Origin of the sequence: Limnohabitans sp. JirII-31, from assembly GCF_002778315.1 — a bacterium.
Classification (GTDB): Bacteria; Pseudomonadota; Gammaproteobacteria; order Burkholderiales; family Burkholderiaceae_C; genus Limnohabitans.
The window spans coordinates 37,841-64,137 of the sequence record NZ_NESA01000004.1; the positions used below are offsets into that span (position 1 = coordinate 37,841).

26 protein-coding genes are annotated in these 26,297 nt (G+C 58.0%); 18 read left to right on the forward strand and 8 right to left on the reverse strand.

The features are described 5' to 3' along the window. The first annotated feature begins 118 nt into the window (after nt 1-118). Nucleotides 119-796: a lytic transglycosylase domain-containing protein gene (locus B9Z41_RS06755; protein ID WP_100146291.1), complete on the forward strand. Its 678-nt coding sequence runs from the start codon at nt 119-121 to the stop codon at nt 794-796. Nucleotides 797-808: 12 nt separating this feature from the next. Here B9Z41_RS06755 and grxD read toward each other — a convergent pair whose 3' ends face one another. The 4 genes from grxD to hemA form a co-directional block, all read right to left on the reverse strand. After that, complete coding sequence (gene grxD, locus B9Z41_RS06760) at nt 809-1,126, reverse strand: Grx4 family monothiol glutaredoxin (RefSeq protein WP_100146292.1); 318 nt, start codon at nt 1,124-1,126, stop codon at nt 809-811. Nucleotides 1,127-1,151: 25 nt separating this feature from the next. Next, on the reverse strand, nt 1,152-1,991 hold the full coding sequence (gene prmC / locus B9Z41_RS06765; protein WP_100146293.1) for a peptide chain release factor N(5)-glutamine methyltransferase: 840 nt from the start codon (nt 1,989-1,991) through the stop codon (nt 1,152-1,154). Then, the gene (gene prfA / locus B9Z41_RS06770) at nt 1,988-3,097 is read right to left on the reverse strand and encodes a peptide chain release factor 1 (protein WP_100146294.1); all 1,110 of its coding nucleotides are present in this window, start codon (nt 3,095-3,097) and stop codon (nt 1,988-1,990) included. The genes prmC and prfA overlap by 4 nt, the downstream gene beginning before the upstream one ends. Nucleotides 3,098-3,160: 63 nt before the next feature. Beyond that, the gene (hemA, locus tag B9Z41_RS06775) at nt 3,161-4,420 is read right to left on the reverse strand and encodes a glutamyl-tRNA reductase (protein ID WP_100146295.1); all 1,260 of its coding nucleotides are present in this window, start codon (nt 4,418-4,420) and stop codon (nt 3,161-3,163) included. A gap of 24 nt (nt 4,421-4,444) precedes the next feature. On the opposite strand from hemA, the gene B9Z41_RS06780 reads away from it, so the two are divergent. The 11 genes from B9Z41_RS06780 to aspS all read left to right on the forward strand — a co-directional run bounded on the left by B9Z41_RS06780 (nt 4,445) and on the right by aspS (nt 17,405). Then, nucleotides 4,445-4,729: a hypothetical protein gene (locus B9Z41_RS06780; protein WP_100146296.1), complete on the forward strand. Its 285-nt coding sequence runs from the start codon at nt 4,445-4,447 to the stop codon at nt 4,727-4,729. A 66-nt stretch (nt 4,730-4,795) separates the two neighbouring features. Next, nucleotides 4,796-8,668: an FAD/FMN-binding oxidoreductase gene (locus tag B9Z41_RS06785; protein WP_100146297.1), complete on the forward strand. Its 3,873-nt coding sequence runs from the start codon at nt 4,796-4,798 to the stop codon at nt 8,666-8,668. A gap of 15 nt (nt 8,669-8,683) precedes the next feature. Further along, the gene (locus B9Z41_RS06790; RefSeq protein WP_100146298.1) at nt 8,684-9,100 is read left to right on the forward strand and encodes a gamma-butyrobetaine hydroxylase-like domain-containing protein; all 417 of its coding nucleotides are present in this window, start codon (nt 8,684-8,686) and stop codon (nt 9,098-9,100) included. 14 nt (nt 9,101-9,114) lie between these two features. Next, on the forward strand, nt 9,115-9,846 hold the full coding sequence (ubiE, locus tag B9Z41_RS06795; protein WP_100146299.1) for a bifunctional demethylmenaquinone methyltransferase/2-methoxy-6-polyprenyl-1,4-benzoquinol methylase UbiE: 732 nt from the start codon (nt 9,115-9,117) through the stop codon (nt 9,844-9,846). A gap of 28 nt (nt 9,847-9,874) precedes the next feature. After that, entirely contained in the window at nt 9,875-10,846 is a 972-nt protein-coding gene (locus B9Z41_RS06800) for a Tim44 domain-containing protein (RefSeq protein ID WP_100146300.1), read from the forward strand. A 58-nt stretch (nt 10,847-10,904) separates the two neighbouring features. Continuing rightward, nucleotides 10,905-11,477, forward strand: coding sequence for an SCP2 domain-containing protein (locus B9Z41_RS06805; protein ID WP_100146301.1), 573 nt, complete (start codon nt 10,905-10,907; stop codon nt 11,475-11,477). Next, the gene (gene ubiB, locus B9Z41_RS06810; protein WP_100146302.1) at nt 11,474-13,042 is read left to right on the forward strand and encodes a ubiquinone biosynthesis regulatory protein kinase UbiB; all 1,569 of its coding nucleotides are present in this window, start codon (nt 11,474-11,476) and stop codon (nt 13,040-13,042) included. The genes B9Z41_RS06805 and ubiB overlap by 4 nt, the downstream gene beginning before the upstream one ends. 22 nt (nt 13,043-13,064) lie before the next feature. Next, nucleotides 13,065-14,507: a sodium:solute symporter family protein gene (locus B9Z41_RS06815; RefSeq protein ID WP_100146303.1), complete on the forward strand. Its 1,443-nt coding sequence runs from the start codon at nt 13,065-13,067 to the stop codon at nt 14,505-14,507. Between the two features lie 91 nt (nt 14,508-14,598). Beyond that, entirely contained in the window at nt 14,599-14,931 is a 333-nt protein-coding gene (locus B9Z41_RS06820; protein ID WP_100146304.1) for an FmdB family zinc ribbon protein, read from the forward strand. A gap of 30 nt (nt 14,932-14,961) precedes the next feature. After that, nucleotides 14,962-15,588, forward strand: a complete 627-nt coding sequence (locus tag B9Z41_RS06825; protein WP_100146305.1) for a DUF502 domain-containing protein — start codon at nt 14,962-14,964, stop codon at nt 15,586-15,588. A gap of 2 nt (nt 15,589-15,590) precedes the next feature. Further along, entirely contained in the window at nt 15,591-17,405 is a 1,815-nt protein-coding gene (gene aspS, locus B9Z41_RS06830; RefSeq protein ID WP_100146306.1) for an aspartate--tRNA ligase, read from the forward strand. Between the two features lie 85 nt (nt 17,406-17,490). Here aspS and B9Z41_RS06835 read toward each other — a convergent pair whose 3' ends face one another. Next, nucleotides 17,491-18,108, reverse strand: coding sequence for an ATP-binding cassette domain-containing protein (locus B9Z41_RS06835; protein WP_100146307.1), 618 nt, complete (start codon nt 18,106-18,108; stop codon nt 17,491-17,493). Between the two features lie 64 nt (nt 18,109-18,172). On the opposite strand from B9Z41_RS06835, the gene B9Z41_RS06840 reads away from it, so the two are divergent. Then, nucleotides 18,173-19,102 (forward strand): alpha/beta fold hydrolase, encoded by a 930-nt coding sequence (locus B9Z41_RS06840; protein WP_100146308.1) that lies wholly within the window; start codon nt 18,173-18,175, stop codon nt 19,100-19,102. On the opposite strand, the gene B9Z41_RS06845 is transcribed toward B9Z41_RS06840, so the two are convergent. Next, a complete protein-coding gene (locus B9Z41_RS06845; RefSeq protein ID WP_233202571.1) occupies nt 19,068-20,171 on the reverse strand; it encodes a class I SAM-dependent methyltransferase in 1,104 nt (367 codons plus the stop codon). The two genes, B9Z41_RS06840 and B9Z41_RS06845, sit on opposite strands and share 35 nt — an antisense overlap. Nucleotides 20,172-20,202: 31 nt before the next feature. Then, nucleotides 20,203-20,844, reverse strand: a complete 642-nt coding sequence (locus B9Z41_RS06850; protein ID WP_100146310.1) for a hypothetical protein — start codon at nt 20,842-20,844, stop codon at nt 20,203-20,205. Between the two features lie 182 nt (nt 20,845-21,026). Between B9Z41_RS06850 and B9Z41_RS06855 the strand changes: the two genes are divergently transcribed. Genes B9Z41_RS06855 through B9Z41_RS06875 form a run of 5 tightly spaced genes read left to right on the forward strand, consistent with a single transcriptional unit; the run spans nt 21,027 to nt 24,982 of the window. Continuing rightward, the gene (locus B9Z41_RS06855) at nt 21,027-21,764 is read left to right on the forward strand and encodes an endonuclease/exonuclease/phosphatase family protein (protein WP_100146311.1); all 738 of its coding nucleotides are present in this window, start codon (nt 21,027-21,029) and stop codon (nt 21,762-21,764) included. Next, complete coding sequence (clsB, locus tag B9Z41_RS06860; protein WP_100146312.1) at nt 21,764-22,942, forward strand: cardiolipin synthase ClsB; 1,179 nt, start codon at nt 21,764-21,766, stop codon at nt 22,940-22,942. Before B9Z41_RS06855 ends, clsB begins: the two co-directional genes overlap by 1 nt. 36 nt (nt 22,943-22,978) lie before the next feature. Further along, nucleotides 22,979-23,680: a GTP cyclohydrolase I gene (gene folE, locus B9Z41_RS06865; RefSeq protein ID WP_233202572.1), complete on the forward strand. Its 702-nt coding sequence runs from the start codon at nt 22,979-22,981 to the stop codon at nt 23,678-23,680. A 4-nt stretch (nt 23,681-23,684) separates the two neighbouring features. After that, nucleotides 23,685-24,110 (forward strand): BLUF domain-containing protein, encoded by a 426-nt coding sequence (locus B9Z41_RS06870; RefSeq protein ID WP_100146314.1) that lies wholly within the window; start codon nt 23,685-23,687, stop codon nt 24,108-24,110. A 23-nt stretch (nt 24,111-24,133) separates the two neighbouring features. Then, on the forward strand, nt 24,134-24,982 hold the full coding sequence (locus B9Z41_RS06875) for a DUF429 domain-containing protein (RefSeq protein WP_100146315.1): 849 nt from the start codon (nt 24,134-24,136) through the stop codon (nt 24,980-24,982). 12 nt (nt 24,983-24,994) lie between these two features. Here B9Z41_RS06875 and B9Z41_RS06880 read toward each other — a convergent pair whose 3' ends face one another. Continuing rightward, on the reverse strand, nt 24,995-26,275 hold the full coding sequence (locus B9Z41_RS06880; protein WP_100146316.1) for a DNA-directed DNA polymerase: 1,281 nt from the start codon (nt 26,273-26,275) through the stop codon (nt 24,995-24,997). Nucleotides 26,276-26,297: the final 22 nt, after the last annotated feature.

Sequence of the window (26,297 nt, forward strand, 5' to 3'; positions counted from 1 at the left end):
TTATCTGCTTTGCAATCTGCTGCAAGTAACGGCGTTGATCTGGGTAAATATGGTCAAGGTTGGTGTTCATTGTTCTCGCATCTGAGCCATATGACGATGCCCTGCGTAAACTGACCGAGTGAAAAATACCCGTCCTGTACTGCTCCCTCTCGTATTGGCCCTGTCGGCTTTGTGCGCCCAAGCCGGTCCCCAGCGTGAAGAACCGCTGGCTGACGCAGTGCGCACCGCCTTGAGTGCTGCGGTCACGCAGCAAGGCCCACCTGAACTTGTGCACACTGACGTGCAGTCTGAGCAAACCTTTGCAGCCTGGCTGGCGCATACCCAAAACGTGTTGCGACAGCGTCTGCGTCCGAGAGGCTCGCCCAGTGCGCGCGCCCAGACAAACGTCGGGCAAAGCTCTGCCACACCCAACCATGAATTGGATGCCGACAGCTTGCAACGCGAGTTTTTGCACACCGTCTGGTACGAGAGCCAGCGTGCAGGACTCGACCCAGCCTGGGTGCTGGGGCTGATTCAGGTGGAAAGCGGATTTCGAAAATTTGCCATCAGCAGGGCAGGCGCGCGTGGCTACATGCAGGTGATGCCGTTTTGGACGCGTGTGCTGTCAGACGGCGATGCCAGTCAGCTGTTCCATGCCCAGGCCAATGTGCGCTTTGGTTGCGTGATCTTGCGCCACTACCTCAACTTGGAGCACGGTGATTTGGCGCTGGCACTGAGCCGCTACAACGGCAGCCGTGGGCAAAGCGCTTACCCCACGGCGGTGCTGTCAGCCAGCAAGGCCTGGCGGCCTCGCTAGCGAGGTGATGTTTTAGCCGTTCAAGGCTTTGGCCAGTTCGCCCGACTCGTACATCTCCATCATGATGTCTGAGCCGCCAATGAACTCGCCCTTGACGTAGAGCTGCGGAATGGTGGGCCAGTTGCTGTATTCCTTGATGCCTTGGCGAATCTCGGCGTCATCCAGCACGTTCACGGTTTTGATGGCTTTGGGCTCAACACCGCAGGCCTTCAAAATTTGAATCGCACGGCCCGAGAAGCCGCACATCGGGAAGCTGGCGCTGCCTTTCATGAAAAGCAGCACCTCGTTGCTTTTGACCAGGTCATCAATGCGTTGTTGCACATCACTCATCGTCACTCTCCAAACTAAAACCAGATTATTTCATTGTCGGCCAGCGCCCGCCGGTGCAGCGCAAGATGCCCGCAAGGTCAGGGCGGCTTTGCACCTGTTCAAACCCAGCGTTGAGCAGCAGATCATGTACGGCCAAGGCTTGGTCAAAGCCATGCTCCATCAGCAGCCAGCCGCCGGGGCGCAAATGAGCGCGCGCTTGTTGCACGATCTGTCGAATGTCGTTCAAGCCGTCGTGGCCAGAAGTGAGGGCTTGCAAGGGTTCGTGCTGTAAGTGCTCTAGGTGCGGGTCGTGGTCCGCCACATAAGGTGGGTTAGATACGATGGCGTCAAACTGTGCCTCGCCCAGCGGCGCGCACCACGCGCCTTGGCGCCAAGTGATAGACAGGGCCAGCCGATCGGCATTGGCCTGTGCCACAGCCAGGGCGTCAGCGCTCAGGTCAACCGCCCAGACCTGGGCCTCAGAGCGACTGTGCTTGAGGGCCAGTGCAATCGCGCCACTACCTGTGCCTAAGTCCACCACTTGGGGGGAGGGAATATCGGCCAAGCAACTCAAGGCCCATTCCACCAGCACCTCGGTGTCCGCGCGGGGGTCGAGCACGCGCGCATCCACTTGCAAAGACAGGCCAAAGAACTCTTTCTGACCGGTGATGTAGGCCAGCGGAACGTGCGCCAAGCGGCGCGCCACCTGCGCCTGAAAAGCCAGGTGCGCAAGGGGATCGAGGGTTTCGGTGTCATGGCTGAGTAGCCAAACCCTGTCATGCAAGTCACGGCCCACGCTGTGCAACAACAGCATTTGGGCTTCCAGACGCGTCACGCCTTGTTGTTGAGCCCAGGTGAGGGCGCTTTGAACGTTCGCTGACGTCATGGCGTGCCCGGGTCCAGTGCTTGCAATTGCTCGGCTTCATGGGCGTGCCGCAAGGCCTGCAAGGGCTCAGCCAAATCGCCCTCCATGATCAGGTTGAGCTTGTACAACGTCAGGTTGATGCGATGGTCCGTCCAGCGTCCCTGCGGAAAGTTGTAGGTGCGAATGCGATCGCTTCGGTCGCCGCTGCCAATCAGTCCTTTGCGCAACGCTGCGTCTTTGGCCGCCCGTTCGCTGCGTTCTTTTTCTTGGATACGTGCTGTCAACACCCGCAGGGCTTGGGCTTTGTTGCTGTGTTGACTGCGTCCGTCTTGGCATTCGGCCACGATGCCGGTGGGCAAGTGGGTGATACGCACCGCCGAATCGGTCTTGTTGATGTGCTGGCCGCCCGCGCCGCTGGCACGGTAGGTGTCGATGCGCAGGTCAGCGGGGTTGATCTTCACCGCTTGTGCTTCATCGGGTTCGGGCATCACCGCCACCGTACAGGCGCTGGTGTGGATGCGCCCTTGGGTTTCGGTGGCGGGCACACGCTGCACACGATGGCCACCCGATTCGAATTTGAGCTGGCCATACACACCGTCTGTGCCGCTGGGGCTTTCCAGTCTCACCACCACTTCTTTGTAGCCGCCCAAGTCGCTGGCCGATTCGCTGACCAGTTCGCTGCGCCAACCTTGACGCTCTGCGTAGCGGGTGTACATGCGCAGCAAATCGGCAGCAAACAGGGCCGACTCATCGCCACCTGTACCAGCGCGAATTTCTAAAAAAGCGGGGCGTGCATCATCTGGGTCTTTGGGCAGCAGCATGCGCTGCAACTCGGTTTCTAGCTGCGTCAACTCGGCTTGGGCGTGGGTGACTTCTTCTTCTGCCATGGCCCGCATGTCGGGATCATCGGCACCGTCTTGCAGCATTTGTTGCGCCGCGTGCAGGTCAGATTCACGTTGCTGGTAGCGTGCATAACGCCCGGCGGTTGCGGTGACGTCGGTGTGCTCGCGCGACAAGGCCAAGAACTGCGTCATGTCCTTCATGATGTCTTCACGCGACAACAAAAAGTCCAGCTCAGCCAGGCGTTGCGCGTAGCGCTCCAGTTGAGCGCGCAGAAAGGCTTTCATGGCATCAGGCTGCCGTCACCCAAGGCAGGGCAGGCGCACGGATGGGGTGATGAACATGGGAGGTCATGGCTTGCTGCGCAAAAAGAAGCGCTCAATGGCCTGGCGTGCGTGTTCACGTGACTCGACGTCACCTGCATGCAATTCGGCCATGGCACCGTGCAGCATTTTTTGGGTCAAGCCCCGCGAGAGGGCTTCAAGAACGGCTTCCACGTCATCGCCTTTGGCCAGCAGTTTGCGAGCACGGGCCAGTTCGGCGTCTCGCCACTCGTCGGTTTGGGCGTTGAGTTGCTGAATCAGCGGTACGTTGCTGCGTTGCTCCAGCCAATGGGCGAAGTTTTGTACGCCCACATCGATGATGGCTTCGGCTTGGGCCACCGCTGCTTGGCGGTTGGCTTGGCCAGTTTGCACCACCTCTGACAAATCGTCCACGGTGTAGAGGTAGGCGTCTTCGAGTGACTTGACCTCAGGCTCGATGTCACGTGGCACGGCCAGATCGACCATGAACATGGGGCGGTGCTTGCGCTGGCGCAGGGCCCGTTCTACGGCACCCAAGCCAATCAAAGGCAGGGTGCTGGCGGTGCAGCTGATCACGATGTCAAATTCATGCAACCGCTGAGGCAGGTCAGACAAGCGCATCACCTCGCCGCCAAATTGCAGGGCCAGTTTTTCGCCACGCTCCAGGGTGCGGTTGGCAATGGCCAACGACTTGGGTTGCTTGGCTGCGAAGTGAGTGGCGCACAGCTCAATCATTTCCCCTGCTCCCACAAATAGCACTTTGGTTTGAGCCAAGTCTTCAAACAGCTGCCCTGCCAAACGCACCGCCGCCGCCGCCATGCTGATGGAGTGCGCGCCAATTTCGGTCGAGCTGCGCACCTCTTTGGCCACTGCAAATGAACGTTGAAACAGCTGGTTCAAGGTGGTGCCCAGGGCGCCGGCTTCAGAGGCGGCACGCACCGCGTCCTTCATCTGGCCCAAGATTTGTGGTTCACCTAACACCATCGAATCCAGGCCACTGGCCACGCGAAACGCATGGCGTGCTGCTTCGCTCTCCATCAGTTCATAGGTGTGGCCTTGCAGGGCAGCCATGGGCACGCCGCCCGATTGGGCCAGCCATGCCAGGGTTTGTTGCATTTGGTGGTGCGTGCCTGCCCCGTAAATTTCGGTGCGGTTGCAGGTGGACAAAATAGCCACCTCGCTCTCGCCGCTGAAGGTGTTGCGCAGCGTGGTGAGGCTGGGGCCCATTTGATCGACCGCAAAGGCGAAGCGACCCCGCAGATCCAGCGGGGCTGTGTTGTGATTGAGGCCAAGAGCCCAGACTGCCATAACTGTCGATTATAAAATTTACCGATGGGTCCTTACGAGCAACTCTTCCACGTCCTCAATTTCATGGCACCCGCCTGGTGTTTGGCCCTCCTGTGCGCGCTGTGTGCGCGTGCCATGGTGCGTGTGGGCCTGCCCAAAGCGCCTTGGTCCATGCGTGCGCAAGTGTTAACCAACGGTTTGTTGGGTGTGGCCGTGTTGTTGGGTGGGCTGGCGCTGTGGGGCGTGGACGGCAAGATGGTTACTTGGGGTGCCCTGGTGCTGGTGTCTGCCAGCACCCAATGGCTGATGTGCCAAGCCTGGCGTCGCTGAATGGCGCACAACCCGTAGGGAGATACCCTGCGGTAACATTCAAACCCCTCTCGCGCACCCTCCAAAATGAACGCTCCTACCTCGCTGAACCACTTGCTGTCCATGGCCGAAGAGAGTCCACGGCTGCGCGAAATCCCTTACAACTACACCTCGTTTTCCGACCGCGAAATCGTGCTGCGTCTGCTGGGTGCCGAGGCCTGGGAGTTGCTGCTGCGCTTGCGCCAGGAACGCCGTACCGGACGCTCGGCCCGTATGCTCTACGAGGTGTTGGGTGATATCTGGGTCGTGCAACGCAACCCCTACCTGCAAGACGACTTGCTGGACAACCCCAAGCGTCGCCACCAGCTGGTAGAGGCTTTGCACCATCGTTTGGGTGAAGTGGAGCGTCGCCGCACGCCCAATGAAGACGCGGAACGTGATGCTTCGGTGGGGCAGTTGCTGGTGGCCGCCTCGCGTGCCATTGAAAGCTTCAACGCTCAATTTGAAGCGATTGCCGCTTTGCGCAAAAAAACTGAACGCTTGCTCAAGAAGCACACCGCCTCTGACAACATCAAATTCGATGGTTTGTCGCGTGTGTCGCATGTGACCGACGCCACCGACTGGCGGGTGGAATACCCCTTCGTGGTGTTGACCCCTGACACCGAGGCCGAAATGGCCAAGATGGTCAAAGACTGTATTGATCTAGGGCTCACCATCGTCCCACGTGGCGGCGGCACGGGCTACACCGGTGGCGCGATTCCTTTGACTTGGAAGAGCGCGGTCATCAACACCGAAAAGCTCGAAGCCATGTCGTCCGTGGATATGCGTGACTTGCCAGGTGTAGGCCATCCGGTCCCCACCATCTGGACCGAAGCCGGTGTGGTCACGCAGCGCGTGGCCGATGCCGCTGAGCGCGCCGGCTTTGTGTTTGCCGTTGACCCCACCTCCGCTGAGGCCTCGTGCATTGGCGGCAACATCGCCATGAATGCGGGCGGTAAAAAAGCCGTGCTGTGGGGCACCGCACTCGACAACTTGGCCAGCTGGCGCATGGTCACCCCCGATGCGCAGTGGCTCGAAGTCACCCGCGTTGGGCACAACCTGGGCAAGATTCACGACGCTGACATTGCCAGCTTTGACTTGCAGTATTTCGAGGCCGATGGCAAAACCCCGATTCGTCAGGAGCGCTTGGACATTCCGGGACCCTCGTTCCGCAAAGAAGGTCTGGGCAAAGACGTCACTGACAAATTTTTGAGCGGCTTGCCTGGCATTCAAAAAGAAGGCTGTGACGGCTTGATCACCAGCGCGCGCTGGATCTTGCACCGCATGCCCCAGCACACCCGCACGGTGTGCATGGAGTTCTTTGGCAACGCCAAAGACGCAGTGCCCAGCATTGTGGACATCAAAGACTTCATGTTTGCCGAGCAAAAGCGCAGTGGCGTGTTGTTGGCAGGACTGGAACATTTGGATGACCGCTATTTGCGTGCGGTGGGTTATGCCACCAAGAGCAAACGCGGTGGCTTGCCCAAGATGGTGTTGATTGGGGACATCGCCGGTGACGACGCCGATGCGGTGGCGCGCGTCACCTCTGAAGTGGTGCGCTTGGCCAACTCGCGCAGCGGCGAAGGCTTTGTGGCCATCAGCCCCGAAGCGCGTAAAAAATTCTGGTTGGATCGCAAACGCACCGCTGCCATCAGCCGCCACACCAACGCCTTCAAGATCAACGAAGACGTGGTCATTCCGCTGCCCCGTATGGCCGAATACACCGACGGGATCGAGCGCATCAACATCGAACTGTCGTTGCGCAACAAGATTGCCCTGTGCGATGCGTTGGACGAATTCTTTGCCCGTGGCAACCTGCCTTTGGGTAAGTCCGACGACGCGGCGGACATCGCCTCACCCGAGTTGCTTGAAGACCGTGTCACGCAAGCCCGCTCGCTGATTGCCGAGGTGCGTGGACTGTGGCAGCAGTGGCTGCACGATTGCGACGCGTTGTTCGTGCCCTTGCAAGACCACAGTTTGCGCGCTAGCTGGAAGACCCAGATTCGCGCTGTGTTGCAAAACATCTTCACCGGGGCGGCTTTCTTGCCGATCTTGGAAGAGTGCAACGCCATTCACCAACGCGTGCTCAAGGGGCGCGTGTGGGTGGCCTTGCACATGCATGCGGGCGATGGCAATGTGCACACCAACATCCCCGTCAACAGCGACGACTACGCCATGCTGCAAACCGCGCATGAAGCCGTGGCGCGCATCATGACCTTGGCACGCTCGCTCAATGGCGTGATTTCGGGCGAACACGGCATTGGCATCACCAAGCTGGCATTTTTGACCGATGCCGAGTTGCAACCTTTTGCCGACTACAAAGCACGTGTCGACCCCGAAGGACGATTCAACAAAGGCAAACTGCTGCGCAACAACGACACTGATGCCAATCTGCGTCACGCTGATTTGAGCCAGGCCTACACCCCGAGCTTTGGCTTGATGGGGCATGAGTCCCTCATCATGCAGCAGTCTGACATTGGGGCCATTGCCGCCAGCGTCAAAGACTGCTTGCGCTGCGGCAAGTGCAAGCCAGTGTGCTCCACCCACGTGCCACGTGCCAATTTGCTCTACAGCCCGCGCAACAAAATTTTGGCGACGTCGTTGCTTGCAGAAGCTTTTCTGTACGAAGAACAAACCCGCCGTGGTGTGTCGATCAAGCACTGGCAAGAGTTTGAAGACGTGGCTGACCACTGCACCGTGTGCCACAAGTGTTTGACACCTTGTCCGGTCAATATTGACTTTGGTGATGTGTCCATGAACATGCGCAACTTGTTGCGCAAGATGGGTCAAAAGACTTTCCGTCCTGGCAATGCGGCTGCCATGTTGATGCTCAACGCCACCAACCCGGAAACCATCAAGTTGGTCCGTGCCGGCATGGTGGGTGTGGGCATGAAGCTGCAACGTGTGGCCCACGATGTGCTGAAACTGGTGGCGCGCAAACAAACCAATTCACCCCCAGCCACGGTGGGGGCTGCGCCCATCAAAGAGCAGGTGATTCACTTCATCAACAAAAAAATGCCAGGCGGTTTACCCAAGAAAACCGCCCGCGCTTTGTTGGACATTGAAGACAAAGATTACGTGCCCATCATCCGCAACCCCAAGACCACCACCTCCGACACCGAGGCTGTGTTCTATTTCCCAGGTTGTGGCTCAGAGCGCTTGTTCAGCCAGGTGGGCTTGGCCACGCAGGCCATGCTCTGGCATGCCGGTGTGCAAACCGTGTTGCCACCCGGCTATCTGTGCTGCGGTTATCCGCAGCGCGGCAGCGGGCAGTTTGACAAGGCTGAAAAAATCATCACCGACAACCGTGTGCTGTTTCACCGTGTTGCCAACACGCTCAACTACCTCGACATCAAGACGGTGGTGGTGAGCTGTGGCACCTGTTACGACCAGTTACAGGGCTACGAGTTCGACAAAATCTTCCCAGGATGCCGCATCGTTGATATCCACGAGTACCTGCTGGAGAAGAACATCACGCTCGACACCAGCCAGCAAGGGGCCTACCTGTTCCATGACCCCTGTCACAGCCCGATGAAACAGCAAGACCCGATGAAAACGGTCAAGTCGTTGGTGGGCGACACCGTGCTCAAGAGCGACCGTTGTTGCGGCGAGTCGGGCACTTTGGGTGTGACTCGTCCAGACATTGCCACCCAAGTGCGTTTTCGCAAGGAAGAAGAAATTCGCAAAGACGAAACCGCCTTGCGTGCCATCACGGGCGATGCCACGGGCAACGTCAAAATCTTGACCAGCTGCCCCAGCTGTTTGCAAGGCCTGACCCGTTATGGTGATGACCTGCAAAACGGTTTGCTCGAAGCCGACTACATCGTGGTCGAGATGGCGCGCAAGATTTTGGGTGAACAGTGGATGCCCACCTATGTGGCCCAAGCCAATGCCGGTGGCATTGAGCGCGTGTTGGTCTGAGGCGGGAGAATAAACATGGCTGGTTTAGACAAAAACACCCCCATCCCGCAAGATATCACGGTGCATGGGGCCACCCGTGTGCTGGAGGTGAGCTTTTCGGATGGTGCGTCGTTTCGCATTCCGTTTGAACTCATGCGGATCTACAGTCCCTCGGCTGAAGTGCAGGGCCACGGGCCTGGCCAAGAGGTGTTGCAAACCGGCAAGAGCGATGTCACCTTGACCGAGCTGGCACCGATCGGCAACTATGCTGTGCAACCCACCTTCAGCGATGGTCACGACACGGGCATCTTTTCGTGGGAGTACCTCTACTTTTTGGGCGCCCAGCAAGACCAACTGTGGGCCGATTACGAGCGCCGCTTGGGCGAAGCAGGCGTCACGCGTGATGCCCCAATGCCCGAGGCAGCAGGTCCCGGTTGCGGCCACTCACACTGATAACATTGACAACCATGAGCAGCACCCACTTCGGTTTTAAAACGGTCGACGAAACAGACAAAGCCCGTCATGTGCGTGGCGTGTTTGATTCGGTGGCGTCCAAGTACGACGTCATGAACGACCTGATGTCCATGGGACTGCACCGTGTCTGGAAGCGCTACACCGTGATGGTGGCTGACCTGCGCGAAGGCCACCAAGTGCTCGACATTGCAGGGGGGACCGGCGACTTGGCCATGGCCTTTGCCAAAGAAGTAGGCAAAACCGGTCGCGTGGTGCACACCGACATCAACGAAGCCATGTTGCGCACTGGGCGTGACCGCTTGCTAGACCACGGGGCGGTCTTGCCCACCTTGGTGTGCGATGCCGAAAAACTGCCTTTCCCTGACAACCACTTTGATGTGGTGAGCGTGGCCTTTGGCTTGCGCAACATGACGCACAAAGATGCAGCACTCAAAGAGATGTGCCGCGTGCTCAAACCCAACGGCAAATTGTTGGTGCTGGAGTTCTCCAAAGTGGCCAAGCCCTTGGAGAAAGCCTACGACTGGTACTCCTTCAACATCTTGCCTAAGCTCGGCAAGTTGGTCGCAGGTGACGATGCCAGTTACCGCTATTTGGCCGAATCAATTCGCATGCACCCTGGTCAAGAGGAATTGAAATCCCTTATGAAACAAAATGGCTTTGGCCATGTGGACTTTCACAACATGAGCGCCGGGGTTGTGGCACTTCATGTTGGAATCAAGTGCTGAGCGCATCCTAATTTTTGGAGACAAGAAAATGAAAATTTGGTCCACGGTGTTGGTCATTGCTTTGGCCCTGACAAGTTTGCAAGCCGATGCTGCCAAGCGTTTGGGCGGTGGTAAATCTGTCGGTCAACAGTCCAACCAAGTCACACAACGTGAAGCGGCCAAGCCTGCCACGCCAACACAAAACGCTGCGCCTGCGGCGACACCTGCCGCACCTGCTGCTCCTGCACCAGTGGCGCAACCCCAACGTAAACCTTGGGGTGCCATGTTGGGTGGTTTAGCTGCTGGTTTGGGTTTGGCTTGGCTCGCGCACTCCATGGGCTTGGGTGCTGAGTTTGGGCAGTTCTTGATGTTTGGTTTGATCGCTATGGTGGTCATGATGGTGATTGGCATGGTCATGCGTCGTCGCCAACCTGCGGTTGCCAACACCAGCCCCTATGCTTTTGAAGGTGCTGGCGCTCCTGTGGAGCCACGCACCATGCCGCAGTACAACCCACAAAACGTAGGCAATGATGCCTCGGCTCGCCCAGTGGACACCGACCCCCGTTACACACCAGGTGCCGCAGGTTCTGGTGCCGTCATTGGTTCTGGCTTGGCAGGCAGTCAGACTTGGGGCATTCCGGCCGACTTTGACACCGTGGGTTTTGTGAACGCGGCCAAACAAAACTTTCATACCTTGCAGCAAGCCTGGGACCGTGCCGATGTGAGCACTTTGCGCTCGATGATGACTGACAGCATGGTGGAAGAAATCAAAGCGCAATTGGCCGAGCGCGAAACCACCGCCAGCGGTCAGCCCAACCATACCGAAGTGGTGATGCTGGATGCACAGTTGCTGGGTATTGAAGAGGCGGGCGCCTTCTACATGGCCAGTGTTGAGTTCTCTGGTCTCATCCGTGAAGAGCCTTCTGCGGGCCCCACCCCCTTCCGCGAAGTCTGGAACATGACCAAGCCCAAAGACGGCAGCTTGGGTTGGTTGGTGGCAGGCGTTCAAGCGCTTCAATAACGGGCGTGATTACCCTGCCGTCTGAGTGACGTGCAAATACAAGGAATAATTGGGGACTATGGCCACACAGTCCCCTTTTTCTTGGTTGAGTGACGCCGCAGACAAACTGCGCGCCAACCTTCCCGCAGACTTACCTCAAGCTTTGACGCCCCCTCCTTGGGCGGTGCAAGAGTTGCAACAGCGGGTGGTGTTGTTCTTGAACCATGTGTTGATGCAAGAACCTGCGGCGCGTGAGCGTTTGCAGCGCCAACGCGGTCGCAGCGTGCAACTGCATTGGCGCGATCAAGTGTTTCAATGCCAATTCACCCCAGCAGGCTTGCTGGACCTAGCGCTTGCTGATCAACCTGCCAAAGCGCCTGACTTGGTGTTGCGTGTCAGCGAGACCTCTCCTTTTGCGTTGGCCCGTACTGTGCTGCAAGGTGACAAACCAGCGATTCGCATCGAAGGGGATGTGCAACTCGCAGCCGAGGTGAATTGGCTCATCGACCATGTGCGCTGGGATCCGGAAGAAGATTTGGCTCGCCTCATTGGCGATGCACCAGCCCACACCTTGGTGCAAACAGGCCGTCGTGCGGTAAGCGCTTTGCGTGACTTTGTGCAACAACGCACCACACCGAAGGCACCGTCATGACACGTTTGTTTCGCGGTGTGTACATCGTCTTTATTGTTTTGCGTTACGGTTTAGACGAACTGGTGTTGACCAGTTTTCAAACACCCGGTTTGCGCTTGCTGGCGCGCATTGTGTCGGTCGGGCGTGATCTGCGGGCACCGCGCGGTCAGCGTTTGCGTGAAGCGCTGGAGCAACTGGGGCCCATTTTTGTGAAGTTTGGCCAGGTGTTGTCTACGCGACGCGATTTGTTGCCCCCAGACATTGCCGACGAGTTGGCTTTGTTGCAAGACCGCGTGCCGCCGTTTCCATCCAGCGTGGCCGTGGCCACCATTGAGCGCGCCTTTGGGCGCCCCTTGGCGGATGTGTTCGTTGAGTTCACCCATCAGCCGGTGGCCAGTGCTTCTATTGCCCAGGTTCACTTTGCTGTCGCCAAAGAGCGCAATGGACAGTTGCGTGATGTAGCGGTCAAGGTGCTGCGCCCCGGCATGCTCACGGTGATCGACAAAGACCTGAGCTTGATGCGCACGATGGCGGGTTGGGTTGATCGCTTGTCGGCGGATGGCAAGCGTTTGAAACCACGTGAGGTGGTGGCTGAGTTTGACAAGTACCTGCACGACGAGTTGGACTTGGTGCGTGAAGCCGCCAATGCCGCGCAACTGCGCCGCAACATGGAAGGCCTCAACCTGGTGTTGATTCCGGAGATGTTGTGGGACTACTGCCACACCGACGTGATCGTGATGGAGCGCATGAATGGCGTGCCCATCAGCCAAGTTGATCGTTTGCGTGAGGCCGGGGTGGACATTCCGAAGCTGGCGCGCGATGGCGTGACCATCTTCTTCACGCAGGTGTTTCGCGATGGGTTCTTCCACGCCGACATGCACCCGGGCAATATTCAAGTCAGCATTGACCCGGCCACTTTTGGGCGCTATGTGTCGCTGGACTTTGGCATCGTGGGCACGCTCACAGAGTTTGACAAAGAGTACTTGGCGCAAAACTTCACCGCTTTCTTTCGCCGCGACTACAAGCGTGTGGCCGAGCTGCACGTGGAGTCGGGCTGGGTGCCCGCGGACACCCGTGTGGACGAACTGGAGTCAGCCATTCGAGCAGTGTGTGAGCCGTACTTTGATCGCCCACTCAAAGAAATTTCTTTGGGCATGGTGTTGATGCGCTTGTTCCAAACCTCGCGTCGTTTCAATGTCGAGATTCAGCCGCAACTCGTGTTGTTGCAAAAAACCTTGCTCAACATCGAAGGCCTGGGGCGACAGCTCGACCCCGAGTTGGACTTGTGGAGCACCGCCAAACCATTCCTGGAAAAGTGGATGTTGGAGCAAGTTGGGCCCAAAAAGTTGTGGGACCAACTGGTGGCGGAGGCGCCGCGTTATGCCAAGCTGTTGCCAGAGTTGCCGCGCCTGGTGCATGACTTTTTGAAACATCGCCAAAGCGATGCCAACCCACAATTGCAAACGCTGATCAACGAACAACGTCGCACCAACCGCCTGTTGCAGCGTTTGATGTGGTGCGGCGTGGGTTTTGTGGCTGGCTTGCTTGCCATGCAATTTCTGGTTCGCCTACATCCGCATTTTTGAGTTTTCAAAAGGAGTTTGACCCGTGTTGCTCACACTCGTCATCGTCTACTTGTTGGTCACCATCGCCATCGGTTTGATGGCCGCCAAGCGGGTGCAAAACTCGGCCGACTTTGCCATTGCAGGGCGTCACTTGCCGCTGGCCATGATTGTGACCACCACCTTTGCCACGTGGTTTGGGTCGGAAACCGTGCTGGGTATTCCCGCCAAGTTTGTCAATGGCGGCTTGCACGGCGTGGTGGAAGACCCTTTCGGTGCTGGGTTTTGTCTGATCTTGGTGGGCTTGTTTTTTGCGGGCAAGCTCTACCGCATGACCTTGCTCACCATCAGCGATTACTACCGTGAGCGTTACGGACGTACGGTCGAAGTGGTGTGCTCATTGATCATCATGGTCAGTTACTTGGGCTGGGTGTCGGCACAAGTGACCGCGCTGGGACTGGTGTTCAACGTGTTGTCCAACGAGGTCATCAGCATTCCCCTCGGCATGGTGATCGGCGTGGTGTCGATCTTGGCATACACCTTGTTTGGTGGCATGTGGTCGGTGGCTATCACCGACTTCATTCAGATGATCATCTTGGTTGTGGGGCTGTCAATTCTGGCGGTGTTTGCGGCCGATCAAGCGGGGGGCGCTGACAAGGTGGTGGCCCTGGCCATCAGCCAAGACATGTTCAAGTTTTGGCCAGAACCCAATTTCAAAGACCTGGTGTTTTTCTTCGCGGCGGCCATCACCATCATGTTTGGATCGATTCCACAACAAGATGTGTTTCAACGCGTGATGTCTGCCAACAGCGTCAAGGCCGCCACCCACGGTCCGGTGATTGGGGGCATTTGCTACATCTTGTTTGCGTTTGTGCCGATGTTCTTGGTGGTCAGCGCCATGCTCATCATGCCCGAGAAGGCCGCGGCCTTGATTGCACAAGACCCGCAAAAAGTGTTGCCCACTTTGGTGATGGAGCACATGCCGTTTGTCATGCAGGTGCTCTTCTTCGGGGCTTTGCTATCTGCCATTAAGTCGTGTGCCTCGGCCACCTTGCTCGCGCCCAGTGTGACCTTCACCGAAAACATTTGGCGTCAGTTCCATCCTCACCAAAGCGACAAGCAAGAGTTGCGCGCCATGCGGGTGACCGTGCTGGTGTTCAGCGTGTTGGTGCTGTGCTATGCCATTGCGATGCAAGGCACCTCGATTTATGAAATGGTGTCTGGGGCCTACCAAGTGCCGTTGGTGGGAGCTTTCGTGCCGTTGGTGTTCGGCCTGTATTGGCCGCGTGCCACCACTCAGGGGGCGGTTTTTGCCATCGTGTTGGGCTTGTTGACCTGGGGCTTGTTCATGTTCACCCCTGCAGGTCTGCAGTTTCCGGCCCAACTGGCGGGGCTGATGGCCAGCTTGGTGGGCATGCTCGGGGGGTCTTTGGGGCCACAAACCATTCGCAACGCCCACGCCAGTCACCACAAACTGGTGACCTCCTGAGCCAGTTTGCGTGGCGCCCTGCGCCTGTGTGCTGGGGGGCTTGAAGACAGGGCCACCGCCTATAATTACGGGTTTTACTCATCCTTTAGCCATGCCTATCTACGCCTACAAATGCGGGTCCTGCGGCCATGCCAAGGACGTTTTGCAAAAAATCTCTGATGCCCCTCTGACCGATTGTCCAGAGTGCGGCAAACCTACGTTTACCAAACAGCTCACCGCTGCGGGCTTTCAGCTCAAAGGGTCAGGTTGGTACGCCACCGATTTCAAAGGCGGCTCGGGCGGCACTTCTGCGCCTCCGGTTGCACCTGCTGGCGGCGCTGATACCTCGGCCGCACCCTCAGCAGCCCCCAGTTCGGGCGACAGCACGGCTGCCAGCGCGCCGGCTGCTGCTGGTGGTTGTGGCGCTTCGTGCGCCTGCCATTGAACTTTTTGCACCTTCACCACCACGCACACCATGCCACTTAAAAAATACCTGCTCGCCGGCCTGTTGGTCTGGACGCCTTTGGCCATCACGGTCTGGGTGCTGACTTGGTTGGTTGGTGTGATGGACGGCATGTTCATCAACACCGTGTCGTCCTTGGTGTCACACGAGACTTTGGTTGAACTGCGTGACATCACCGGTTTGGGCATGGTGCTGGTGTTTTTGGGGTTGCTGATCACCGGGGCTTTGGTGTCTAACGTGGCAGGACGCTGGTGGGTCAAGCAGTGGGACAAGTTGTTCACCCACATCCCAATCGTCAAGTCCATTTACACCAGTGTCAAAAAAGTATCGGACACCTTGTTTTCCAGCAATGGCAATGCGTTTCGGCAAGCCTTGTTGGTGCAATACCCGCGTGCAGGGGTGTGGACCATTGCGTTCCAAACAGGCACTCCCACCGGTGAAATTGCCGATAAGCTGCCTGGCGACTATGTGAGCGTGTATGTGCCCACCACGCCCAACCCCACCAGTGGCTTCTTTTTGGTGGTGCCGCGCTCGGAGGTCAAAGAGCTTGACCTGAGCGTGGACGAAGCCTTGACTTATGTGATCTCGATGGGCGCTGTGTCGCCCGGTACCCCTCCAATTCAAACAAAGAGTAATTGAACATGGCAATGCGTTCCCACTATTGCGGTCTGGTGACCGAAGCCCTGACTGGCCAAACGGTGAGCCTGTGTGGCTGGGTCAACCGCCGTCGTGACCACGGTGGCGTGATCTTCATCGATTTGCGTGACCGCGAAGGCTACGTGCAAGTCGTGTGCGACCCCGACCGTCCTGACATGTTCAAGGTGGCAGAAGACGTGCGCAACGAGTTTTGTATCCAGGTCAAGGGCCTGGTGCGTTCGCGTCCTGAAGGCACCACCAATGACAACCTCAAAAGCGGCAAGATTGAAGTGCTGTGCCATGAGTTGATCGTGCTTAACGCATCGGTCACGCCCCCGTTCCAAATCGACGACGACAACCTGTCGGAGACCACGCGCCTCACGCACCGCGTGCTCGACCTGCGTCGCCCCTACATGCAAAACAACCTGATGCTGCGCTACCGCGTGTCCATGGAAGTGCGCAAGTTCCTGGACGCCAATGGGTTTGTCGACATCGAAACCCCCATGCTCACCAAGAGCACGCCCGAAGGCGCACGCGATTACTTGGTGCCCAGCCGTGTACACGACGGCCAGTTCTTTGCGCTGCCTCAGTCGCCCCAGTTGTTCAAACAGTTGTTGATGGTGGCCGGCTACGACCGCTACTACCAAATCACCAAATGCTTCCGTGACGAAGACTTGCGCGCTGACCGCCAGCCTGAATTCACCCAGATCGATATTGAAACGTCCTTCTTGGACGAACAAGAAATCCGTGACATGTTCCAAGGCATGATCACCACGGTGTTCAAGAACACCATCAACGTTGACCTGGGCGAGTTCCCCGTCATGACCTACGCCGACGCAATGCACTTGTACGGTTCGGACAAGCCAGACCTGCGCGTCAAGTTGCAGTTCACAGAAGTGACCGACGTGATGGGCGATGTGGACTTCAAAGTCTTCTCTGGCGCCGCCAACATGAAGGGTGGTCGCGTGGTGGCCCTGCGCGTGCCCCATGGCTCGGCAGAAGGCGGCGGCATCAGCCGTGGCGAGATTGATGCCTACACCGAGTTCGTCAAAATATATGGTGCCAAGGGCTTGGCTTACGTCCGCGTGAACGACCTTTCCAAAGGGCGTGACGGTTTGCAGTCGCCCATCGTCAAGAACATCCATGACGCAGCATTGAACGCCGTGCTGGAACGCTCTGGCGCACAAAACGGTGACCTGATTTTCTTTGGTGCCGACAAGGCCAAGATCGTCAACGACGCCATCGGTGCGCTGCGCATCAAAATTGGCCACAGCGAATTCGGCAAGAAAAACGGTTTGTTCGAAGACCGTTGGGCCCCGATGTGGGTGGTTGACTTCCCCATGTTCGAGTTCGACGAAGAAGCCCAGCGCTACACCGCCACGCACCACCCCTTCACGGCACCCAAAGATGGCCACGAAGACTGGATGGTCACCGCGCCCGAGAAGTGCATCTCCAAGGGCTACGACATGGTGTTGAATGGTTGGGAAATGGGCGGCGGCTCAGTGCGTATCCACCGTGCGGACGTGCAGCAAAAAGTGTTTGATGCTTTGAAGATCACGCCTGAAGAAGCCCAGCTGAAATTTGGCTTCTTACTCGACGCACTGCAATACGGCGCACCGCCACACGGTGGCTTGGCTTTTGGTTTGGACCGCATCGTCACTTTGATGACCGGTGCCGAGTCGATCCGCGATGTGATTGCCTTCCCCAAAACCCAGCGTGCGCAGTGCTTGCTGACCCAAGCGCCAAGCCCGGTGGACGAAAAACAGTTGCGCGAATTGCACATTCGCTTGCGCAATGTGGACGCAGTGAAGGCTTCATAGGCCTTGATAGGCAGGCACTTCGGTGCCAACAAAAAGGCGCTGAGTTCATTCAGCGCCTTTTTTGTTGGCGAGTCCTGTTTGTGGTTTACAACGTCGCGTCTAAATTCAGCACACTCGCCAGTGGTACATCGCGCGGTGCTTCGTAATCGGCCACTAGCCACGCGCGGTGGGGGTGATCAGCAGCCTCACGCAAGAAGTCTTTGATCACACGAATAGACGCTAGGTCAAGCCCGCCAAACGGTTGATCCAGCAACGTGACGGTGGCCCCCGATGTCAGCGCGGCAATCACCATCACTTTGCGCCGGCTGCCTGTGGACAGCATGTTCAAACGTTTGTGGCGGTGTGTGTGCATGTCCAGCGCGTGTGCCAACTCGTCTTGCAATGCGTCGCTCCAGTTGGGGTAGCGCTTGCGCAGCGCATCCCAGCAGGCTTGCACGGTGGTGTGGTCATGTGCGGTTGCTTGCAGGTCAGTCCAGAACACGCCACCGGCGGGCACCGTCACCGAGCCACTGGTTGGCGGCATATCACCAGCCAACAACCGCAGCAGCGTGGTTTTGCCAGTGCCTTCGTCGCCGCAAATCCAACTCACACCTGGGGGGCAGTTGAAGTTGAGGTGCTCAATGATGGACAAGCCTGCAGGTCCGCCGCTCAAGTGGTGTGCTTGCAGCAAAAAAGAAGAGGTATTCATGGTGGATGTCGGCATGGTGTGATCCTATTCAACAAGTTGCCTTTGTTGAGACAACAGCATGGACTAGGATGACCTATCCATGACCACCGTATCTCTTCCTACCCAGTTCAGCCAGTTGCTACCGACAAAACGTCGACTGGCTTACAGCGACGTCGGTGACGCCAACAGCACGCAGGTGCTGTTGTGCTTGCCCGGTCTGCTGGAAACCCGCACCACGTTTGAGCCTTTGCTGCGCGCGGCGCAGACGATTCCCGATTTGCGTGTCATCAGCCTGGACCATTGCGGTCGGGGCGACTCTGACCCCTTGCCCCACGACAGCGGCTATGCGATGTCGGTGTATTTGCAAGATACGGCGCAGTTTATGCGCCAGGTGGTGATGCCAGATGGCGCACCGGTGCCTCGTATCGAGGTGCTGGGCACCAGCATGGGGGGCATCTTGGCCATGTACTTGGCGCAAGACCCGCAGTTGCAAATCAAAGGCTTGTTCCTCAACGACATTGGCTTGAGTTTGAATTGGATGGCTATCTACGGTTTGTACGGCAGCATGAAGCAAGGAGGGCGTATGCCCGCACCGCACGAGCTGGCACAACAACTGAACGTGACAGTTGGGTCAGTGGAGGCTGTGCAATCGAGCACGCACTTTGATTTGCCCTACAAGAAAGACTGGAAGGGCATGCACTTTGCGCATCTCTTAGAGACCTTCAATGGCCCGGTACGTTGGATTTATGGCGGTGAGTCGGCGGTGTGTACGCGAGAGCAACTCAACGAAATCAAGCGCGTGTTGCCGGGCAGTCCGCTGTTTTTAGTTGCCGGTGCTGAGCATCCTGCACCGTATACCGATGCAGTTTGCCAATTTGTGTTGATGGCCCTCAAGCCTGCACCCGTGGCGCATAAGAAACATTCAGAATTTACCCAACAAGAGCTGTGGGTACAGACCACCACACCCGGTCAAGACCAAGGCTTTTGGCCCTGGCTCAAACGGCGCTACCTAGGCGCCAAAGCGAAGTAACTTCTTGGGCCCTGGCTGCATGCAGCGGGTCGCTGGTGTCCATCACTTTGCTGTGGCGTGGACGAATGTCGTGCCGTCCCAGCACCTGCAGATCGGCCTGTGTGATCCAGTCCAGCAGCTCTTCACGGCTGCGCAGGCCCAGGTGCTCTGCCAAGTCGGACAAGATGAGCCAACCTTCGCCTTGTGGCGTCAGGTGTTCGCGCAAGCCTGCCAAGAAGCCTCGTAGCATGCGACTGCCTTCGTCATACACCGCATGTTCAATGGGCGAGCTAGGTCGCGCGGGCACCCAAGGTGGGTTGCACACGACCAAGGGTGCTTGGCCTGGGGGAAATAAATCTGTTTGCAGCAGTTCAACCTGCGTCACCTTCAAGCGCTGCAAGTTCTCACGGGCACAAGCCAGTGCACGCGGGTCTTGGTCTGTGGCAACCACACGCCGCACGCCGCGTCGTGCCAGCACAGCAGACAACACACCGGTGCCGACGCCAATGTCAAATGCCAATTGCGTGTCGGGCAGTGGGGTGTTGGCCACCAAGTCCACATATTCGCCACGGATGGGGGAGAACACGCCGTAATAGGGGTGGATGCGGTTGTTGGGAGGCTCTCCCAAGGCCGTAATTTCTACGCCTTTTTTGCGCCACTCGTGCGCGCCCACCACGCCTAAGAGTTCGCGCAATGACACCATGCAGCCTTTACCGTTGCTTGGCCCCCAGGCTTCTTGGCAGGCCACGCGCAAGTCGGGTGCGCGGCGCAAGGGAATGCTGTAGTCAGCGTTGAGCGGCACCAGCACCATGCCCAGTGTGCGGGCGCGTTGGCCCAAGGCTTGGCGGTGCAAGTGAAAGCTTTGTGCGGCTGTGGGGTGTGTTACTGGTGTTTTGGCGGCTTTGCGTGGCTTGCGGTCCGCGCGCCTGACCAAGGCTTGCAGCAGTTGGCGCGCGTTGTGAAAGTCGCCTTGCCATAACAAACCCGTGCCTTCACAGGCCAAACGGTAAGCCGCATCTGCATTGAGGGTGTCGTCTGCCAGCACCACGCGCCGGGGGGCTGGTGCGCCGCTTTCAGCGCGCCAATTCAAAGATAAGGGGTCTGTCAAAAGGGGGAGATTTCTAGGGGGTGTTCTTCCAGTACCAAGTCAGACCCAGTTGCCAGCGTTTGCTGTCGGGTTCATACCAATACTTTCCGTTCATTATCACTTGGTCGGAGTCTGCCAAGTGGGTGTAGCGCAGGTAAGGTGTGACCACGTTGCGCGAGTCCAGGCTGTAGTCCCAACTGATTTGCGCGTATGTGCCATGTTTTTGGGTGTTGGTCACGTCTTGCTTGCCATTGCCGGTTTCTGACAAACGTGAAATGTGCTGGCCACGTAACAAGATGCCGGTGTCTATTTGCCACGCGTTGCTGCTCACCCAACGCAGAGGCAACCACAGTTGGACCGCTTGTCGTTCGTAACCTGCGCTGCCTGTGCTGGTCGTGCCGCGTAAATCGTTCCACAAGGTGTGGATGCCTAAGCCCGCATACAACCCCTCGGTATTGCCTGTGCCGGGCAGCACACGGGTCATGCTGCGCCAGCGCGACTCAATGTTGATGACACGATCCATGGCGCCCGTTTTGTCGCTGCTGTAATGTTGCTGACCGACAAACAAGTCTCCTTCGCCAAGCAAACCCGCCTGTTTGCCCAGGCTCAGTGTTCTGACGTGTAGCCCCAGCTCAGGTCCATGCAGTTGCATTTCGGGTTCTTTGTAATGGTTCATTCCGACACTGGTAGACCATTTATGCTCGGGGGGCTCAGCCCTTGAGTTTTCAGTAAAAATGGTAAAAACAGTACCGAATATGAAATGTAAAGCTTTTTTCATTTCTGATTTTTAACACAAATTAATTAAATTGTATCAATTTCTTTAATTATTATTTATTTGATATATATCATTGAATATTCATGAAAACCTTCAAAATCGCTACTTACAACATTCACAAAGGTGTGCAGGGCTTGGGGCCAGCACGTCGTTTGGAGATTCACAACCTTGGCCATGCGGTTGAGCAATTCGATGCAGACATCGTGTGCCTGCAAGAGGTGCGAGCCTTCAACCGCTTGCATGCACGCCGCTTTGTGCATTGGCCTGACATGGGGCAAGCAGATTTTTTAGCCCCCGAGGGTTACACCGCGATCTACCGAACCAATGCCATCACCAAGCACGGTGAACATGGCAACGCGTTGTTGAGCCGTTGGCCTGTGGTCGACCACAGCCATGAAAACATGTCTGACCATCGCTTTGAACAGCGTGGTTTGCTGCACGTCACCTTGCAAGTTCAAACGCGTGATGTGCATGTCATCGTGGTGCATTTGGGCTTGTTGCCTGCCAGTCGCGTGCGGCAGGTCAAACAATTGCAAAGCTACATCGCACGCGAGGTTCCCGCAGACATGCCGGTGCTGGTGGCGGGCGACTTCAACGATTGGGGCAACACGGTGTCTCGCATGATGGCTGAATTCGGGTTTCAAGGGCACCTGGGTGCGTCGGCACCGACCTATCCCTCACGTTTGCCATTGGTTCAACTGGACCACGTGTATGCGCGGGGCGTGCAGGCTGTGAACAGCGTCACGCCACAAGGCAACATCTGGGCCCGTATGTCAGATCACCTGCCCTTGTTGGTCGAATTTGCCTGGGATGCTGCCTGATGCAACAACACGCGGCACACGACATTTGCTTGCTGCGTGGTGCGGTGGACTTGTTCCCTGCACTGATTGAGGCCATGGATAGCGCCCAACACGAAGTGCGTTTGGAGACCTATATTTTTGACACGGCGGGCGCTGCGGCAGACGTTGCACATGCCATGGTGCGTGCAGCAGCGCGCGGGGTGTCTGTCTGCTTGGTGGTCGACGGCGTGGGCACGCGCGAGCTGCCTGAAGTTTGGCGCCAGCGCTTTGAACGCGCGGGGGTGCAATGTCGCGTGTATGCGCCCTTGAGTGGCGGCGGCTTGTGGCTACCCAGCCACTGGCGACGTTTGCATCGCAAGCTGTGTGTGGTGGACCGCGAGCTGGCTTTTTGTGGCGGCATCAACATCCTCGATGACTTCTTGGACCCACATGTGAAGGGCTTGCTGGCAGTGGCCAGGCTGGATTACGCGGTCAGCCTGCGGGGGCCTTTGGTTGACGCCGTGCACGACACCATGACACAGCTTTGGTCACGCTTGGAGGCCGTGCGCGAATTGCGCAGCAAAGATGTGGTGGGCGCGTTGGATGCTTTGTTGAGTGCTGATCAGACCGTGCAGTTGTCAACCCGAGGCACCGCGCAACTGGTGTTGCGTGACAACGTGCGCCACCGTGTCCACATAGAGCGCGCTTACCGCAAAGCGATTGGTGTGGCACACCAAGACATTGTGCTGGCCTGTGCCTATTTCTTTCCGGGGCTGCGCTTGCGTCGTGCCCTGGTGATGGCTGCGCAGCGCGGTGTTCGTGTGCGCTTGCTGCTGCAAGGGCACTACGAGTACTTTTTGCCTTACCACGCCTCTCGTCAGTTGTATGGCCAGCTGTTGGCGGCAGGGGTAGAGATTTATGAGTACCACGCCAGCTTCTTGCATGCCAAAGTGGCCGTGGTCGATGGGGTTTGGGCCACGGTGGGCTCGTCCAATCTCGACCCTTTGAGTTTGCTGCTGGCGCGTGAAGCCAATGTCGTGGTGCGTGATGCCACGTTGGCCCAAACCCTGCAAGCCAGTGTGGTGGATGCCATGGACACAGGTTCCGTCAAGGTCGATCCACAGGCTTATGTTCAGCGTGGTTGGTGGCAGCGCGCCGTGGACATGATGGCCTCTTTGGTCTTGCGCTTTGGGGTGTTTTTGACGGGCAAGCGGTACTGACTGTGGGGCTTTACGTTCGCTGCTACCATGCTCGCCATGAATGAGAAAGACACCTTCGAAGGCACGCCCGTTTCGGTCAAGATTCGCGAGCGTTTGACCGCCGCGCGCAAGCGCTACCACTCCAACGACAACATTGCCGAGTTCATCCAACCTGGTGAGTTGGAGGCCTTGCTCAACGAGGTCGAAATCAAGATGCAAGGCGTGCTCGACAGTCTGGTCATTGACACCGAGCATGACCACAACACGGGCGACACTGCCCGTCGTGTGGCCAAGATGTACTTGCAAGAAGTCTTCAAGGGGCGTTACCTCACGGCTCCTGCCATCACCGAATTCCCCAACGCCGAACACCTCAATGAGTTGATGATCGTCGGGCCCATCACCGTGCGCAGCGCATGCAGCCACCACTTTTGCCCGGTGATCGGCAAGATCTGGATTGGTGTGTTGCCCAACGAACGTACCAACGTGATCGGCTTGTCTAAATACGCGCGCTTGGCCGAATGGGTCATGGGGCGTCCTCAAATTCAAGAAGAGGCTGTGGTGCAACTGGCTGACTTGATCCAAGAAAAAACACAGCCCGATGGCTTGGCCATCGTCATGGAAGCCAGCCACTTTTGCATGTCTTGGCGCGGTGTCAAAGACATGGACAGCAAGATGATCAACTCGGTCATGCGCGGTGCTTTCTTGAAAGACCCCAACTTGCGCCGTGAGTTTTTGTCTCTGATTCCTAAAAAGGACTGATGCCATGCTGGTTCGTTTGTTGTATGTGAGCCGTGCGGTGCACCCTGAGTCGCCCGAAGCCACCGAGTCCATCTTGGCCAGTGCGCGTGACCACAATCTTGGCAACGGCATCACCGGTGTGTTGTGCTATGGCGGGGGCATTTACCTGCAAGCCATTGAGGGCGGGCGCAACCAAGTCAACGCGCTCTATACCCACATCGTGCGCGATGAGCGTCACAAAGACGTGGTCTTGCTCAGTTACCAAGAAATCAGCGAACGCCGTTTTGGTGGATGGACCATGGGTCAGGTGCGACTGGACAAACTCAACCCCTCCATCGTGCTCAAGTACTCTGAAACCGCAGAGCTCGACCCCTACGGCGTGTCGGGCCAAGTGTCGTTTGCGCTGCTGGAAGAGTTGATGGCCACCGCGTCCATCGTCGGCCGCGCCTGAACACGCCTTGCAGTTTGGCCGGCATGAGTGCCTCGCCTGTTTTGCTGGGCTGCGACTTCAGCAGCAGCCCCTCTCCACGTAAACCCATCGTGTTGGCCCTGGGCCATGTGGCGCAAGGTCGGGTTCAGTTGCGCGAGCTGGTGCGCTTGCACACCCTGCCAGACTTTGCCAATTGGCTGCAACAACCGCAGGCTTGGGTGGGTGGTTTTGATTTGCCTTTTGGCTTGCCGCGTGAACTGGTGCAGACCTTGGGCTGGCCGACCGATTGGCAAGCCTGCATGCAGCACTATGCCGCCCTGAGTCGTGCCGACATCCGCGCGACCTTCAAAGCCTTTTGCGATGCACGCCCTGTGGGCGGCAAATTTGCCCATCGCGCCACTGACATACCGGCGGGCTCCAGCCCTTCCATGAAGTGGGTCAACCCGCCTGTGGCCTACATGCTGCACGCCGGTGTGCCTTTGCTCATGCAAGCTGGTGTGTGTGTGCCACGCTTGCATGTGCCTGCCCCCGTGAGTCACCCATCTGTAGAGCGACGCATTGCCTTGGAGGCCTACCCTGGCTTGTTGGCGCGAGAGCTGATTGGCAATACCAGCTACAAAAGCGACGACAAAGCCAAGCAAACCCCTGAGCGCTTGATTGCCCGCAAGCAACTGTTGCAGGCCCTGGAGTTGGGCCAGACCCGCTTGGGTCTTCGCCTCAAACTCACCCACGCCCAACACGACACCTTGGTAGACGACGCCTCCGGCGACAGCTTGGATGCTGTGCTGTGCATGGTGCAAGCTGCATGGGCTCAGACGCAGCACGAAGCAGGGCACCCGCACTATGGCTTGCCTGCGTGTGATCCGCTGGAGGGGTGGATCGTCACCGCCTGAGCTGCCTGTGCGTCAGCGCTCGGTTTCCAGGTCAGGAATTCGATTGAAGGCAATGCGCATCGGCGCGGTGTCCAGCGCCTCGTGTGCGCTGGCAAAGTACACCGCATTCTTGCCATGCGTGCGGTTCAAGATGTCCATTGCCGCCATCAGGCGAGTGCGGTCACGCTGCACGGCGCGGTTTTGCCCGGTGTGTCCCGGTGCCGCGCCAAGCTCAAACGCCGGAGCGTCAAACAAATCGGGTGTGTGTTGCGCCGCGGGCACCAGCCCACACAGCTGCACCCCCACGGCCAGGGGACGGGGCAAACGATGCAAGCCACTGAACCACAGTTGCTCCAGGGCATGCAGCAGCGTGGCGGTGTCTTGTGTTTCACCCATCTGTGTGTAGCGCTCGCCACCCGGCTCGGTTTGCCAGCGGTGGGCGCAACGTGCAAACACCTGCATGGCCGTGGCATAAAAACCTTGTTTGCGCAGCCGCATGGCCGCCTTTTGCGTCAGGCGGTTCAGCACCTGCCATGCCCCTTGCGGGTTGCGCAGCTCAGGCGGCAACACATGCGAATGCCCGAGCGAGCGCGTCACGGTTTCGCGTGGCCCATACCACTGACCACGCAGCTTGTCGTACATGTCTGACCCCGCCAAACCGCCCCAGGCGGTGTGCAGCACATTGCGCGGGGCGGCATACAACTGCTGCATCGACTCAATGCCGCAGCGTGCCAAACGCTCGCGCATGCGTGGGCCAATGCCTTGAATGTCAGACAGCTTGAGCGGGTACAAGCGCTCAGGCAACTCGTGCAGTTCAATCACCGTCAATCCGTTGGGCTTATGCATGTCAGATGCCAACTTGCCGAGCATGGTGTTGGGCGCAATGCCAATTGAGCTGCGCAAACATTCGCCCACCGTGCGTTGCACCTCGGCCTTCACTTGCTGCGCCAGGGCCACAGCGCGGTCACGCTCGCGCCAGCGGCCTGTCAACTCGCACTCCATCTCGTCAATGCTCAGCACCTGTCGCACTGGCACGATGCGGTCAACGGCAGCCACGGCCTGGTGGTGAATCTCCACGTACTTGGCGTGGTCGGCCAGCACAAAGTGAATGTCGGGGCACAAGCGGCGCGCTTCGGCTACGCCGGTGCCGGTGCGAATGCCAAACGTCTTGGCCTCCACGCTGGCTGCAATGCAGCACGACGTCTCGGCCATCACGGGCACCACGCCTACTGCCCGACCGCGCAGTGCAGGGTTGAGCTGCTGCTCAACCGAGGCGAAATAGCTGTTGAAGTCGACGAAGAGGGTGCGGAGCATCTGCCCATGATACTGTATTTAA